This is a genomic window from Pseudoruegeria aquimaris (genome assembly GCF_900172235.1).
Taxonomy (GTDB): domain Bacteria; phylum Pseudomonadota; class Alphaproteobacteria; order Rhodobacterales; family Rhodobacteraceae; genus Pseudoruegeria; species Pseudoruegeria aquimaris.
The window spans coordinates 1-13,889 of record NZ_FWFQ01000005.1 but is presented as its reverse complement, the minus strand read 5'-3'; the positions used below and the strand labels follow the sequence as shown (position 1 = coordinate 13,889).

Sequence of the window (13,889 nt, the reverse complement as noted above, 5' to 3'; positions counted from 1 at the left end):
CAGGCCAGGGCAGCCGAAACACCGTTTCGGCCCACGGATGGCTTTTGCTTTCCGCACCCGAGAGGCGTGGCGCAAGATATTTTCCCGCAAGGCTGCTGCGGGGGCGACGAGTGATACGGGTCAAAAAGAACCAAAAAACGCGGACGGACAAAATGACAGAAGAGACGTGGGGACAGGTCAAGAATGAACTTCAGAAATCAATCGGGCGGAGCAACTTTACCAACTGGATCGAGCCGCTTGTTTTCCGTGATCTGAACAGCGGCGTCGCCACGTTCAACGTCCCGACGAGCTTCATCGGCAACTGGGTGTCGCGCAACTTCGGCGATCAGATCCGGCACCATCTCAACAAGGCCGGTGCGCCGGTGAGCCGCATCGAATTCGTCGTGCCCACGTCTGCGGCACCCGCCGCACAGGCCGGCTCCAAGGCCAAGGGAGACTCCATGGTGGCGCAACAGAAGCCGACGTCCGAACGCTCCGTCGCGAAAGCGGCCAGCGCGGCCCTGCGCTCCGATGACTCCGGCCTGCCGGGCGCTCCTCTGGATTCCCGTTTCACCTTTGACAGCTTCGTCGTCGGCAAGCCCAACGAACTGGCCCATGCCGCCGCGCGCCGCGTTGCCGAAGGGGGCCCCGTCACCTTCAATCCGCTGTTCCTCTACGGGGGCGTCGGACTCGGCAAGACCCACCTCATGCACGCGATCGCACATGAGCTTCAGACCAGCCGTCCGGATCTGAACGTCGTGTATCTTTCCGCGGAGCAGTTCATGTATCGCTTCGTGCAGGCGCTGCGCGAGAAGAAGATGATGGACTTCAAGAGCCTGTTCCGCGCCGTGGACGTGCTGATGGTGGATGACGTCCAGTTCATCGCCGGCAAGGACAGCACGCAGGAGGAATTCTTCCACACGTTCAATGCTCTGGTGGACCAGAACAAGCAGATCATCATCTCCGCCGATCGCGCGCCGGGTGAGATCAAGGATCTTGAAGAGCGGATCAAATCCCGCCTGCAGAGCGGCCTCGTGGTGGATCTGCATCCAACGGACTACGAACTGCGCCTCGGCATCCTTCAGCAGAAGGTCGAGCAATACCGCAAGCAGTATCCGGACCTGGTGCTGGCGCCGGGCATCCTCGAATTTCTGGCCCACCGCATCTCGACGAACGTGCGGGTTCTGGAAGGCGCGCTGACGCGGCTCTTCGCCTTCGCCTCGCTCGTGGGCCGGGAGATCACGCTCGATCTCGCGCAGGACTGCCTCGCCGACATCCTGCGGGCCTCGGATCGCAAGATCACCATCGAGGAAATCCAGCGCAAGGTGAGCGAACACTACAACATCCGCCTGTCCGAGATGATCGGGCCCAAGCGCGCGCGCACCATCGCCCGGCCCCGCCAGGTGGCCATGTATCTTTCCAAGCAGCTTACCAGCCGCTCCTTGCCCGAGATCGGCCGCCGCTTCGGCGGGCGCGATCACACCACCGTCATGCACGGGGTGAAGCGCATCGAGGAGTTGAAGGGCCACGATCACCAGATCGCGGAAGACCTCGAACTGTTGCGCCGAAGCCTTGAGGCCTAGGTGAAACAGGGGAGACGGGCGTCTGCGCTTGACGCCCGACTCAATCCGACGGACAGTCCGAAAAAACACTTGAGCCGGGGCACGAATGGGATACCTTCGTCGCCCCGATAGCTGTCAGGAGCGAGGGTTATGAAGATCAGCATTGAACGCGGCACGCTGTTGAAGGCGGTCGCACAGGCGCAATCGGTCGTGGAACGCCGCAATACGATCCCGATCCTTGCCAATGTGCTGATCGAAGCCGAAGGCGAACACGTGAGCTTCCGCGCCACGGACCTGGACATCGAGGTGGTGGACAGGACGCTGGCACAGGTGGAGCGTGCAGGTGCGACGACCGTTTCCGCCGTGACCCTGCATGAAATCGTGCGTAAGCTGCCCGACGGTGCGCTCGTGCAACTGACGGAAGAAGCCGCGTCTGGCCGCCTCACGGTGGAAGCGGGCCGTTCCAACTTCTCGCTGGCGACGCTGCCCAAGGAAGACTTCCCGGTCATGGCGTCGTCCGAATACACGGCGAATTTCTCTGCGCCGGCTCCGGCGCTGCGGCGCCTGTTCGACAAGTCGAAATTCGCCATTTCCACCGAGGAAACGCGCTACTACCTGAACGGCGTCTACCTGCACGTGGCGCAGGGGGCGGACGGCAAGGTGCTGCGCGCCGTGGCGACGGATGGCCACCGCCTTGCCCGGATCGACACGGATCTGCCGCCGGGCGCCGAGGAGATGCCCGGCGTGATCGTGCCCCGCAAGACGGTGGGCGAGCTGCGCAAGCTGCTGGAGGACGACGAGGCGGAGATCGTGGTGTCGGTGTCCGAAACCAAGGTGCGCTTCGCCACTCCCGAAATCACGCTCACCTCGAAGGTCATCGACGGCACCTTCCCGGATTACACGCGCGTCATCCCGGCCGGCAACACCCGCCGCCTCGAAGTGGATGCGGGCGAGTTCGCCCAGGCCGTGGACCGCGTGGCGACGGTCTCTTCCGAGCGCTCCCGCGCGGTGAAGCTGGCGCTGGACGAAGATCGCCTCGTGCTTTCGGTGAACGCGCCCGACAGCGGCGCCGCCGAGGAAGAGCTGGCCGTCGCCTACAGCGACGAGCGCCTCGAGATCGGCTTCAACGCCAAATATCTTCTGGAGATCGCGAGCCAGGTGGACCGCGAGAATGCCGTGTTCCTGTTCAACTCCGCCGGCGATCCGACGTTGATGCGCGAGGGCAATGACGAGAGCGCGGTATACGTCGTGATGCCGATGCGCGTCTGAGCGCGGGCAAGGCGGACTTCATGCCTCCGGCGGGGATATTTCCGGAACAAAGTGTCCGGGGCGACAACACGAGGGGCGGCTCATGAGCCGCCTCTTTTTGCGTGAACTGAAGCTTTCCCATTTCCGGTCGCACAAGGCGGCCCGCTTCGTGCTGGACGGGCGCCCGGTGGCCATTCACGGCCCCAACGGGGCCGGCAAGACCAACATCTTGGAGGCGGTGAGCCTGCTTTCGCCGGGCCGCGGGATGCGGCGGGTCGCGGCGGCCGAGATGACCCGGCGCCCCGAGGCGCTGGGCTGGAAGGTTTCGGCGGTGGTGGACAGCGGGGGCAGGGTCAACGAGGTGGAGACCTGGTCCGAACAGGGGGCGGCGCGCAGCGTCCAGGTGGATGGCAAGGCCGCGACGCAGGTTCAGCTCGGGCGGATTGCCCGGGTGCTCTGGTTGCTGCCGTCGATGGACAGGCTCTGGATCGAAGGCGCGGAAGGGCGGCGCAGGTTCCTCGACCGGATGACGTTGAGTTTCGAACCTGCCCACGCCGAGGCGACGATCACCTACGAGAAGGCCATGCGGGAGCGCAACCGGCTGCTGAAGGAGCAGATCGGCGATCCGCATTGGTATCGGGCGCTGGAGGCGCAGATGGCCGTGGCCGGCTCCGAGATCATCGCCAACCGCAAACGCACCGTCGCGGCCCTGACGACGGCCCAGCGGGCGGCCGGGACGGCTTTCCCGGTGGCTGACCTGACTCTGCTGTTTGCGGAAGGGGCGGCGCATGGCCCGGAGAGCGAGGACGATCTGCTGGATGCTTTGCGCGAAGGGCGCCCGTTGGATCTGCGGGCTGGCCGCACGCTGGCAGGGCCGCATCGCGCCGATCTCGGTGCCGTCTACGCCGCGAAGGGGATTCCGGCGAAGGATTGTTCCACGGGTGAGCAGAAGGCGCTTCTCGTGTCGCTCATCCTCGCCAACGGGCGCGCGCTGGCCGAAGAGGTGGGTGCGCCGCCGATCCTGTTGCTGGACGAGATCGCAGCGCATCTGGACGCAAGCCGCCGCGCCGCGCTCTACGATGAGATCTGTGCGCTCGGCGCCCAGGCCTTCATGACGGGCACCGGGCCGGAGCTGTTCGAGGAACTGGGCAGCCGGGCGGCGGCGATCGAGGTGACGGAGCGGGGCGGGGTCTCCGAGGCCCGCCTGCTCGAAGGCTGACCCTCACCATGACGATCACGCTTTCGGATCTCCTGCTCTATGCCGGCGCAGTTGCGATCCTGTTCCTGACGCCGGGGCCTGTCTGGGTGGCGCTGCTGGCGCGGGCGATGGCGGGCGGGTTCCATGCGGCCTGGCCGCTGGCGCTGGGTGTCGTCGTCGGGGATCTGCTGTGGCCGCTCCTGGCCATCTGGGGCGTGAGTTGGATCGTGGCGCAATATGCCGGCTTCCTGTTGCTGCTGCGCATCGTGGCCAGCGCCATGTTCCTGGCCATGGGCGTGGCGCTGATCCTCAAGGCGGACCGGGCGATCACCACCGACAGCCGGTTGACGCGCCCGGGCACGTGGGCCGGGTTCCTTGCGGGGCTGGCGGTGATCCTCGGCAACCCGAAGGCGATCCTGTTCTACATGGGGGTCTTGCCCGGGTTCTTCGATCTGAGCAACATCACCGGCTGGGACATCGCAGCCATGGTGGGGGTGTCCATGGCCGTGCCGCTGGCCGGAAACCTCCTGCTGGCGATCTTCGTGGACAGGGTGCGCGCGGTACTTTCTTCGCCGGATGCGCTGCGCCGGATGAATCTTTCGGCAGGGGCGCTTCTGATCCTCGTGGGGCTGGTGATTCCATTCACCTGAGGGGTGCGGGGCGGCGTCGGCTTGGGGGCCTTTCGGGCTGGCGTGGCGACGCAAAAAATGGGTCAATCCGCGTGACATTCCTCTGCCGTTTCCGTATAAAATCACCCAAATAAGAAGGAAGGCGCGCATGTCCGAAAACGAGCAGACCCCGGCCGAGTATGGTGCCGATTCCATCAAGGTTCTCAAAGGGTTGGAAGCTGTTCGGAAGCGGCCCGGCATGTATATCGGTGATACCGATGACGGCTCGGGGCTGCACCACATGGTTTACGAGGTCGTGGACAACGGGATCGACGAGGCTCTCGCGGGCCACGCCGACGCCGTGTCCGTGAAGATCCACGCGGATTCCAGCGTGTCCGTGGCCGACAACGGGCGCGGGATCCCGGTGGACATCCACCCCGAGGAAGGGGTCTCGGCGGCGGAGGTCATCATGACCCAGCTGCACGCGGGCGGGAAGTTCGACAGCAACTCCTACAAGGTGTCCGGTGGCCTCCACGGCGTGGGTGTTTCGGTCGTGAACGCCCTGTCGGACTGGCTTGAGCTGCGGATCTGGCGGGACGGGAAGGAGCATTTCGCCCGGTTCGAGCGCGGCGAGACGGTGAAGCACCTCGAGGTCGTCGGCGAATGCGGCGACCGGACCGGCACGGAAGTGCGGTTCATGGCGTCCACCGATACGTTCTCCAACCTCGACTATTCCTTCAAGACGCTGGAAAACCGCCTGCGCGAACTGGCATTCCTGAACTCCGGCGTGCGGATCATCCTGGAAGACGAACGCCCGGCGGAGCCGCTGCGCAGCGAACTCTACTACGAGGGCGGCGTGCAGGAGTTCGTGCGCTACCTCGATCGGCACAAGACCTCAACGATGGAGGATCCCATCTTCGTCACCGGCGAGCGGGATGGCATCGGCATCGAGGTCGCCATGTGGTGGAACGACAGCTACCATGAGACGGTTCTGCCCTTCACCAACAACATCCCGCAGCGCGACGGCGGCACGCACCTGGCGGGTTTCCGGGGGGCGCTGACCCGCACGATCAACAACTACGCCCAATCCTCCGGCATCGCGAAGCGCGAGAAGGTGAACTTCACCGGCGATGACGCCCGCGAGGGCCTGACCTGCGTGCTTTCGGTGAAGGTGCCCGATCCCAAGTTCTCCTCCCAGACCAAAGACAAGCTGGTCTCCTCCGAGGTGCGCCCCGCCGTCGAGGGGCTGATGAACGAGAAGCTTTCGGAGTGGTTCGAGGAGCACCCCAACGAAGCCAAGCAGATCGTCGGCAAGATCATCGAAGCCGCCCTGGCCCGCGAGGCGGCCCGCAAGGCGCGCGAGCTGACCCGCCGCAAGACGGCGATGGACGTGGCAAGCCTGCCCGGCAAACTGGCCGACTGCCAGGAGAAGGATCCCGGCAAGTCCGAGCTGTTCCTCGTGGAGGGTGACTCCGCCGGCGGTTCCGCCAAGCAGGGTCGTTCGCGCCACAACCAGGCGGTTCTGCCCCTGCGCGGCAAGATCCTGAACGTGGAGCGCGCCCGCTTCGACAGGATGCTCTCCAGCCAGGAGATCGGCACGCTGATCACCGCGCTGGGCACCGGCATCGGGCGCGACGAGTTCAACATCGAGAAACTGCGCTACCACAAGGTCATCATCATGACCGATGCCGACGTGGACGGCGCCCACATCCGGACGCTTCTGCTGACGTTCTTCTTCCGCCAGATGCCCGAGCTGATCGAAGGTGGCTACCTCTACATCGCGCAGCCGCCGCTCTACAAGGTGAGCCGGGGCCGCTCCGAGGTGTATCTGAAGGATCAGGCCGCGCTGGAGGATTACCTGATCGAACAGGGCATCGACGGCGCGATCCTGCGCCTGCCCAGCGGCGAGGAGATCGCCGGTGCCGATCTGGGGCGCGTGGTGGAAGGGGCGCGGAACTTCAAGCGCATCCTGGATGCCTTCCCCACCCATTACCCGCGCCACATCCTTGAACAGGCCGCGCTGGCGGGCGCCTTCGACCCCGGCCGGGCGGATGCCGATCTGCAGGCGGTGGCGGAAGCCGTTGCGCGCCGGCTCGACATGGTGGCCGTGGAATACGAGCGCGGATGGCAGGGGCGGATCACGCAGGATCACGGCATCCGCCTGACCCGTGTTCTGCGCGGCGTTGAAGAGATCCGCACGCTGGATGGTGCCGTGCTGCGCTCCGGCGAGGCGCGCCGGCTGTCCGAGGTCTCCCAGCCGATCCGCAGCACCTTCTCCGATCCGGCAAACCTGGTGCGCAAGGAGCGCAGCCAGATGATCCACGGCCCGACGGAGCTGCTGCGCGCGGTGCTCGCCGAAGGCGAGAAGGGGCTGACGCTCCAGCGCTACAAGGGGCTCGGGGAGATGAACCCGGATCAGCTGTGGGAAACCACGCTGGACCCGGAGGCCCGCACCCTGCTGCAGGTGAAGGTGGACGATCTCGCCGAGGCGGACGACATCTTCACCAAGCTGATGGGGGACGTGGTGGAACCGCGCCGCGAGTTCATCCAAAATAACGCGCTGAGCGTGGAGAACCTCGATTTCTAGGCGATTGTATGACCGCCCATAAGCTTGCGCTCGCCGCATAGACTTGCGCGAATTACCCATTAGTTTTCGCACTGCTGGTATCGCGTGTCGCGGGTCGGTGCAGGCATCGTCGCCATGGGTGTGAGGCCTGGTCGAGATGTCGAAAACGATGGCTTGGGCAGTCGCCGAAGGTGGTCAAGGCGAACTGGCAGACGATCCTATCCCGGGCGGACGGGCTCGTCTTGCTGGTCGCCGATTCGGTCCGTGTTACTTACCCAGACAAGCCATGGTAAATTGCTTCCGTGTCGCATCGTTGCGGAGGCAAAAAGGCCGGAAAGGCTACGAGGGTCTGGAGAACTCGTGAAACTGCCGTGGAATTTCGAAGCTCTGAAGATCTTGCGCGTCAATTCAAGCGATGCGATCACTGCCAGGATTTCTGAAAGCGCACCTTCAGGCGCAGGCCTAGGATGGTCTCGATTTCGCCCGATGCCGTCCGCACCACCTGAACGTCCGGCGTGATCACTGTCCAGGGGTTGGGCTCAATCGACCAGTAGGCCTCGATCCCGGTCTGCGTGTTCAGCCCGCCCGCACGCGCCAGCGGCGTCGGCTCGCCATGCATCAGGGCCACGGCGATGCGGTCATCCTCGCGGTCAAACGGCGCGTTCCAGGCGAACCCCAGGAACCCGCCGCGCTGCACAGCCAGTTCTTCAGCCTCGTCGGCCGGTGTCAGGGCGGTGCCGCCGTCGCGCCAAGTATAACGGCCAAATACCGCGAAATCGTCCCATTCATGGGTGAAGGCGGCCACGAAACCGCGCTCGCGGCTCAGATGATCAGTGCGGTCGATCATGTAGGGGCTGAGCGCGATCTGTGTGAAGTCACCGCCCCAATCCGGGGTCAGGCCCAGTTCGGCCTGCCACAGGAACCTTCCCTTCTTCAGGCTGTCGAAGTCGAAATAAGGATCCTCGGCCTGAGCATCGACGACACCAGCGCGGAGATGCCATCCATCCCCGAACCACGCCGCGTTTGCGCCCAAGCCGATAGTGCTGAACCAGCGGCCTGCCACGTCGCCGGACATCATCGTGGACATGAACGTGCCTCGGTCATCACCCCAGTATTCGCTCTCTGCGAAGTCATTTCCGGGATAGAGCTTGCCGATCTGGAGAAGGCCCTTGTCGTCGGCAAAGCTTTGCTGGAGGGCGAAGACGCCCAGGAAATTGCCCGGCTCCGGCGCATCGCCGTCGTTGAAGTCCCACAAGAGCCCCGCTCGGCTGGCCAGTGCGTTGGTGCTGAGCCCCGAGACGGTTTCGTTGCGCAGCCACCACCAGCCAAGACGTGTTGCACCCAGACCTTCGCCGCCCTGCCGCAGCGTCTTGAGCCCCATGAAGTCGAGCTCATAATTCCCGTTGTGCCCGCCGTCCCGTGACAGCGATTGGTATTGGGGCGTGAGCGACAACTCCAAGTAGTCCGGTATGTCCGTCTGCTCTGCGGTTGCCAAAACGGGGCAGGAGCTCAGGGCAGCGACGAAAAACAACTGTCGGATCATGGCTTGTGGTTCGATCTGGCGTTGTGGATGGGGGCCGAACAAACGGCCCCCGAGAGACTTATTGTGCCAACCGGTTCAGCACGTTGCGCGTAACCTGTTCGACCTTGGCGTCGCCGCCGACCAGCCCGTGCACCCAGTCGGTCGATCCGGCGTTGAACACGGTGCCCTCGCCGCGGTCGAAGATCACCATTGCCGCCATCCCGCGCTTGAAGCGCGGCCACTTGGTGCGATCGCCGTAGAGCGCAATGGCGGCCACCTCGGCGTCCGAGGTATGCGCCATGAAGCTTTCGGGCGTCTCCTCGGGGTTCCAGAGCGAGGCCGGCGCCATGCCGAGGATGATCGCATCCTTGGGCGTGCCACCTTCGCCGGTGGGCACGGGGAAGCCTTCCTCGTCGATGGTGTAGCGCAGCCCGTCCACCTCGTAACCGACGATGGTGTCTTTCACGCCCAGATTGTCACCCCAGCGCAGACCGGTGCCCTCGAACACCCAATGGTCGGGGCGATAGACCTGATAGCCGCCCGAGCTGTGCGGGGTGGCGCCGCCGATCCGCGTATAGCCGGCATAGTTGAAGGACAGCCCCAGCAGCGAGGCCTCGGGCCGGTTCAGCGACCGGTCCGACCAGATCGTGGTCAGCAGATGCGCCTGGTCGGTGCCCTTGACCGGATCCTTCTCATGCGCGTCGTTCTTGTAGCTGATCATCGCCGTGCCGTCCTCGGAATAGCGGGTCTGCCAGTAGACCGAGTTGCCCACGAACCAAGCCACGTTCAGCCCCTTCTCGATCCGGCTTTCCACCGCGTCGCGCATGTTCCACGACCAGTATTCGTCATGGCCGACCGAGATCATCAGCTTGTAGTTGTCCAACAGCTCGGGCCGGAACTCCAGATCCTCGCTGGTGGCGTAGTCAAAGCTGTAGCCCTCGGCCTCGGCCCAGCGGACGAAATGCTGTTCGTAGCTGGCCCAGCCGGCAGCGCCCACCCACATCGGGAAATCATGTTCCTGCATCCAGTTCAGGTAATCCGGCACGAAACCTTCGGCCGGCTCGCCGGTATCGGCGATGCGCGAGCGTTCGATATCGGGCTTCGAGATCAGCCCGCGCATGATCGGGCGGTGCAGGCTCACCTCGTAGCAGCCTTCATACAGGTTGCAGCCGCCCCAGTTGTTGTAGGCGTTGTAGGTCGAGGTGGCGATGACCAGAAGCGCGTCGTTTTCCTGCCCGGGATTGGCCGAACGCAGCACGAAGAAATGCTCCCACTCCGCGATCCGACCGTCTTCCGAGGTGGCGCGGAAGGTGACGATGTAGAAGCCGCTGCGCCAGTCGGCGGGAATTTCCAGGCTTTCCGACACCGGCCAGCCAGGCCCCTTTGCATAGGCATCCTCGGGTGTGGGGTGGTCGCCGCCCTTGATGCCCTCCTTGCGCCACACGACCTCCTCGGTCACGCCGCTGCGGGCGATCGTGATGTCGTAGCTCGGTGCCGGGGTCGAGACGTGGAACTCCAGCGTCTCGCCGGGGGCGAAACTCAGGCCGTTGGTATAGCCCTCGACCTTGAACTCATCGGCAAACGATGCCCCAGCCAGAGCCAGTAGGCCCGCAAACATGCCAAACAGCGTCAAAAGATGTTTTCGCATTGTCGTCACTCCTTCAGCGCCGCCGCGATGGCGCGGACGGCGTTCATCTTGTTCCAGAACGGGATGTTGCCCGCGGCCGAGGCCTGCGGCTGGCTTGAGAACATGGCAATCACCACGCCGGCGTCGCGGTTGATGTAGATGACCTGGCCGTGGATGCCGATCCCGGCATATTCGCCCTTGGTCTCATCAAAGACCCACCACATGTTCTTGTAGGCGATATAGGGCGTGCCCTTGTATTTCTCGTTCGCGGCCATCTTGGCCTTGTCCTTGTCGGCCAGTTGCAGCGAGGCATCGACCCACTCGGCGGGCACGATCTGGCGGCCGTTCCACTGGCCGCGGTTGAGGATCATGGCGCCGAAGCGCGCCGCGTCCCGCAGGGTAGAGTTGAACCCGCCCGTCGCGACGCCCTGCAGCGCCCGGTCCACCGCGATGTAGGCGTCATGTTCGGCGCCCAGCTTCGACCAGAGGTGCTGCCAGATGAAATCGGTATAGGGCATGCCCGACACCCGCGCGATCACCCAGCCCAGAACGTCGGAATTGGCCGAGTTGTAGTCGAACACGTCGCCCGGCGTTTCGCCCTCCACCGGGCGGATGAACTTGCCCAGGAAGTCATGCACGCCATAGATCTCGGTCTCGCCCGGTTTGGCGTCGCGGGCGCCCGGAACGTAGGCCATGTTCAGCGCCGGGCCGTAGTATCTCAGGAAGTCCGAGTCCGGGTCGGTGTAGTTTTCCTTGAAGTCGATCGAGCTGGAATGGTCCAGAACGTTCTGGATCGTCACCCGCTCGAACCCGCTGCCCTTGAGTTCGGGGATGTAGTCGGCGGGCGAAGCATCGAGATCCAGCTTGCCTTCCGCTACAAGGATCCCTGCGGCGGTGCTGGTCAGCGACTTGGTGACCGAGAACCAGCTGTGCTGGTGGTGGCGGTCATTGCCGTTGTAGTAGCGCTCGAACAGGACACGGTTATCCTTCAGCACCAGGAAGCCGTCGGTGTAGCTTTCGGCAAGGATGTCATCCACGGTCCTTTCCTTGCCCTCGGCATCGGTGACCATCATCCGGCCGATGGCATCGTCGGGCGCATCGACGAAATCCGCGACATCGCCGCCGCGCGGAACCATCTGCACGTTCAGCACGGCGCCGGCGTTTCGGAAGGCCCAGGTGTTGAAAGGATGCACGCGATAGTTGCCGAAGGTCACCATCGTCTCAGGCGCGGGCGGCACGCCCTCCATGACTGGCTCTTCGGCAAGTGCGGCACTGGCCGTCACAAGGCTGACAAGCAGAACGCCATGGAAAATCCGGATCATGGATGGATCCTCGCGTCAGAAGTAGGTGGTTATCGTCAGGAAGGCATTCCAGTCGTTTGCAAGCCCTGCCCCGGGGCCGAACCGTTTGAAGTCTTTGTCAAGGTTGATCTGGGTCAGCAGACTCCAGCTGACGTTGTCGGTAATCAGTCCGCCAATGGTCAGATCCAGGTTCGCGCCACCTGTCCCGTCCAGGTCGCCCGAGAAGAACCGCGTATAGCCCGGCCAGAACTGGACGAACGCGCCATTCCACCAGTTGTCCGGCGAGTAGACCAGCAGCGGCGAGACGTTGATGCCTGCCCCCAGATGCGTATCGAAGTTCTTGTCGAACCCGTTGACGAGGTTGACCGGCAGATAGAAGCTCCACTGCTCATTGATGCCAAATGCGGGAAGGGCGCCGATAGACAGGGTGTTCTGCGCGTCGGTGCCCTTGATCTGGCCCGCGAACTGCAGGTCGACCTGCGTCGCCCAGCCGCGATAGCCGCTGGTGACCGAGTAGTCCATCTGCGGCAGGTGGAACCAGCGCACGCGCCCATTGGTCAGCCCGTTGTTCTTTCCCGGCGTGGCGGTGCCATCATGCGCGCCATAGCCGAGGTCGAAGAAGATCATGTCCTTCTCCAAGCCGACATTGCCCGAAACGCGCATCTCCCACATGCTCTCACCATTGGCGTAGCGCGTGTATTTTGGCCCCGCGCCAACAAATGTGTAAATCCGCGTCGGGTCTGACGGATCGATCTCTTCGGCACTTGAAAGTGTTGCGGAACTCACGGAAGCCAGGACTGAAATCGCGGCAACGAAACCTTGGAAAATGCGCATGGCGGCAGTCTCCTTCGAAGAGGTGGGGTTTGTGGAACCGCATGACTATTTGCACATTCGCAGCCGGCTTAACTATCCGAATCCTGCCAAAGTTTCGCGTGGTTGAGTTCGCGCCGAGAGTGTCCGCCGGAGATTTCTGTTTACCGTCAGTTGCCAGGGCCCTAACGTTTCTTGCGGTTTCGAGGATACATTTCAATGGCGGCCTTCATCGAACAGAGTTTTCGTGACATCGAGGCACTCTATGCCTCGGGGACCGGTGAGGGCTGGGAGGGCGAGCGCCTGCAACTCAGCCGTGGGCCTCTTGGGTTGCGCATCCAGGTTGCCGTGCTGCCGAATATGCGAATTCACTGGTATTGGACGCAGGCCTCCATGCACGCGCGCGAAAGCCTCTGCGAGCCGGGCCTGTTCCTGACCTTCGTACTGAAGGCCAGCGACGACCTTTCCCTGTTCGGCCGACCGTTCGGACCGGACCAGCTGCTGGTCTACACGCCGGGTGGAGAAGTGGACGGCGTTCTGCCCGTCGGGGTGGAGTCCGTTGGCTTTTTCCTGTCACCCGTTTTGCAGCGCAGGCTGGGTTTGCCCGATCGCCTGCCGATCTGCTCGCATCTTGACCAGGCCGTCGCACACCGCGTGGTGATGCGCGCACGCAGGATTCTGGACATTTGCGCAACCACACCTTTTCCAGATTCCACGCAGGTGTATGTGGCCGAAGAACGCCTGTCTCTCGACCTGGCGAGGTTGGTCCGCCCGGAAGCCAAGCCCTTTGCGACAGTGAACCGGAATCCTGCCGCTCTCAAACAGGTGTTGGATCTCTTGCGTGAGACCGCAGCTGAAGACCTGCCCACCGTGGCCGAAATGGCCGCAGTCGCCGGCGTGTCTGAGCGCACGCTCTACCGGCTCTTTCACGAGGTCTTTGGCATCGGCCCCTACGAATACGCCCTGCGCCTGCGCATGGGATTGTTTCGCAAGATGCTGGCGCGTTTCGAGGACATGGGTTTGGAACGCGGAACGGTGACGCGCGCCGCCTCCGAGGCGGGTTTCTCTCATTTCGGACGATTTTCGCAGCAATACAGGGACTTGTTCGGGGAAACCCCGCGCCAGACGTTGTTGCGGTGGCGTCGGGATGGGCTGGAACCGGAAACGGTGCGCTATTCCTCTATGCCGCTATCGGCGCCCACTTGGTCAGACGTCCCGGTGCTTGCGCACGGTTAGGGCTGAAGCAACTTTTCCCCAGAAAACAGAATAGGGCCGCCTAGGTCGTGGACTCATAATGTCTGATCCAGAGCCTTGAGCAAGCGAGGTGAAGTGCGGCGAGGAAGTTTGCTGCGGTTTTGAAGTATCGCGTTGCGATGCCGCGGAAGTGTTTGAGACGATTGAAGAACCGTTCGACCTTGTTGCGTTCGCGGTAGAGGTCTCGGTCGACGGTCCTGACCACGCGGACGTT

Annotated in this window: 11 protein-coding genes; 6 read left to right on the top strand and 5 right to left on the bottom strand. The window is 63.6% G+C overall.

What is annotated here, in order from left to right:
- Positions 1–152 precede the first annotated feature (152 nt).
- The 5 genes from dnaA (at position 153) to gyrB (ending at position 7,182) form a co-directional block, all read left to right on the top strand.
- On the top strand, positions 153–1,562 hold the full coding sequence (dnaA, locus tag PSA7680_RS04830) for a chromosomal replication initiator protein DnaA (RefSeq protein ID WP_217808322.1): 1,410 nt from the start codon (positions 153–155) through the stop codon (positions 1,560–1,562).
- Between the two features lie 129 nt (positions 1,563–1,691).
- Positions 1,692–2,810: a DNA polymerase III subunit beta gene (gene dnaN / locus PSA7680_RS04825; protein ID WP_085867538.1), complete on the top strand. Its 1,119-nt coding sequence runs from the start codon at positions 1,692–1,694 to the stop codon at positions 2,808–2,810.
- Between the two features lie 82 nt (positions 2,811–2,892).
- Positions 2,893–4,008: a DNA replication/repair protein RecF gene (gene recF / locus PSA7680_RS04820; RefSeq protein WP_085867537.1), complete on the top strand. Its 1,116-nt coding sequence runs from the start codon at positions 2,893–2,895 to the stop codon at positions 4,006–4,008.
- An 8-nt stretch (positions 4,009–4,016) separates the two neighbouring features.
- Positions 4,017–4,637, top strand: a complete 621-nt coding sequence (locus PSA7680_RS04815) for a LysE family translocator (RefSeq protein ID WP_085867536.1) — start codon at positions 4,017–4,019, stop codon at positions 4,635–4,637.
- A 127-nt stretch (positions 4,638–4,764) separates the two neighbouring features.
- Positions 4,765–7,182 (top strand): DNA topoisomerase (ATP-hydrolyzing) subunit B, encoded by a 2,418-nt coding sequence (gene gyrB, locus PSA7680_RS04810; RefSeq protein WP_085867535.1) that lies wholly within the window; start codon positions 4,765–4,767, stop codon positions 7,180–7,182.
- A gap of 400 nt (positions 7,183–7,582) precedes the next feature.
- On the opposite strand, the gene PSA7680_RS04805 is transcribed toward gyrB, so the two are convergent.
- The 4 genes from PSA7680_RS04805 to PSA7680_RS04790 are packed head-to-tail and all read right to left on the bottom strand — an operon-like array spanning position 7,583 to position 12,445.
- Positions 7,583–8,704 (bottom strand): carbohydrate porin, encoded by a 1,122-nt coding sequence (locus tag PSA7680_RS04805; RefSeq protein WP_085867534.1) that lies wholly within the window; start codon positions 8,702–8,704, stop codon positions 7,583–7,585.
- 58 nt (positions 8,705–8,762) lie between these two features.
- Positions 8,763–10,331, bottom strand: a complete 1,569-nt coding sequence (locus PSA7680_RS04800) for a N,N-dimethylformamidase beta subunit family domain-containing protein (protein ID WP_139838555.1) — start codon at positions 10,329–10,331, stop codon at positions 8,763–8,765.
- 5 nt (positions 10,332–10,336) lie between these two features.
- Positions 10,337–11,632: a serine hydrolase domain-containing protein gene (locus PSA7680_RS04795; protein WP_085867532.1), complete on the bottom strand. Its 1,296-nt coding sequence runs from the start codon at positions 11,630–11,632 to the stop codon at positions 10,337–10,339.
- A 15-nt stretch (positions 11,633–11,647) separates the two neighbouring features.
- A complete protein-coding gene (locus tag PSA7680_RS04790; protein WP_139838554.1) occupies positions 11,648–12,445 on the bottom strand; it encodes a hypothetical protein in 798 nt (265 codons plus the stop codon).
- A gap of 195 nt (positions 12,446–12,640) precedes the next feature.
- Between PSA7680_RS04790 and PSA7680_RS04785 the strand changes: the two genes are divergently transcribed.
- Positions 12,641–13,657: an AraC family transcriptional regulator gene (locus PSA7680_RS04785; protein WP_085867530.1), complete on the top strand. Its 1,017-nt coding sequence runs from the start codon at positions 12,641–12,643 to the stop codon at positions 13,655–13,657.
- A gap of 40 nt (positions 13,658–13,697) precedes the next feature.
- Here PSA7680_RS04785 and PSA7680_RS04780 read toward each other — a convergent pair.
- The coding region (locus PSA7680_RS04780) for a transposase (RefSeq protein WP_217808310.1) at positions 13,698–13,889 on the bottom strand (192 nt) is incomplete at its 5' end.

Bases quoted from the DNA above. Each gene is read 5' to 3' on its own strand.
- dnaA (WP_217808322.1), top strand. From the start codon at position 153: ATGACAGAAGAGACGTGGGGACAGGTCAAGAATGAACTTCAGAAATCA.
- dnaN (WP_085867538.1), top strand. From the start codon at position 1,692: ATGAAGATCAGCATTGAACGCGGCACGCTGTTGAAGGCGGTCGCACAG.
- recF (WP_085867537.1), top strand. From the start codon at position 2,893: ATGAGCCGCCTCTTTTTGCGTGAACTGAAGCTTTCCCATTTCCGGTCG.
- PSA7680_RS04815 (WP_085867536.1), top strand. From the start codon at position 4,017: ATGACGATCACGCTTTCGGATCTCCTGCTCTATGCCGGCGCAGTTGCG.
- gyrB (WP_085867535.1), top strand. From the start codon at position 4,765: ATGTCCGAAAACGAGCAGACCCCGGCCGAGTATGGTGCCGATTCCATC.
- PSA7680_RS04805 (WP_085867534.1), bottom strand. From the start codon at position 8,704: ATGATCCGACAGTTGTTTTTCGTCGCTGCCCTGAGCTCCTGCCCCGTT.
- PSA7680_RS04800 (WP_139838555.1), bottom strand. From the start codon at position 10,331: ATGCGAAAACATCTTTTGACGCTGTTTGGCATGTTTGCGGGCCTACTG.
- PSA7680_RS04795 (WP_085867532.1), bottom strand. From the start codon at position 11,632: ATGATCCGGATTTTCCATGGCGTTCTGCTTGTCAGCCTTGTGACGGCC.
- PSA7680_RS04790 (WP_139838554.1), bottom strand. From the start codon at position 12,445: ATGCGCATTTTCCAAGGTTTCGTTGCCGCGATTTCAGTCCTGGCTTCC.
- PSA7680_RS04785 (WP_085867530.1), top strand. From the start codon at position 12,641: ATGGCGGCCTTCATCGAACAGAGTTTTCGTGACATCGAGGCACTCTAT.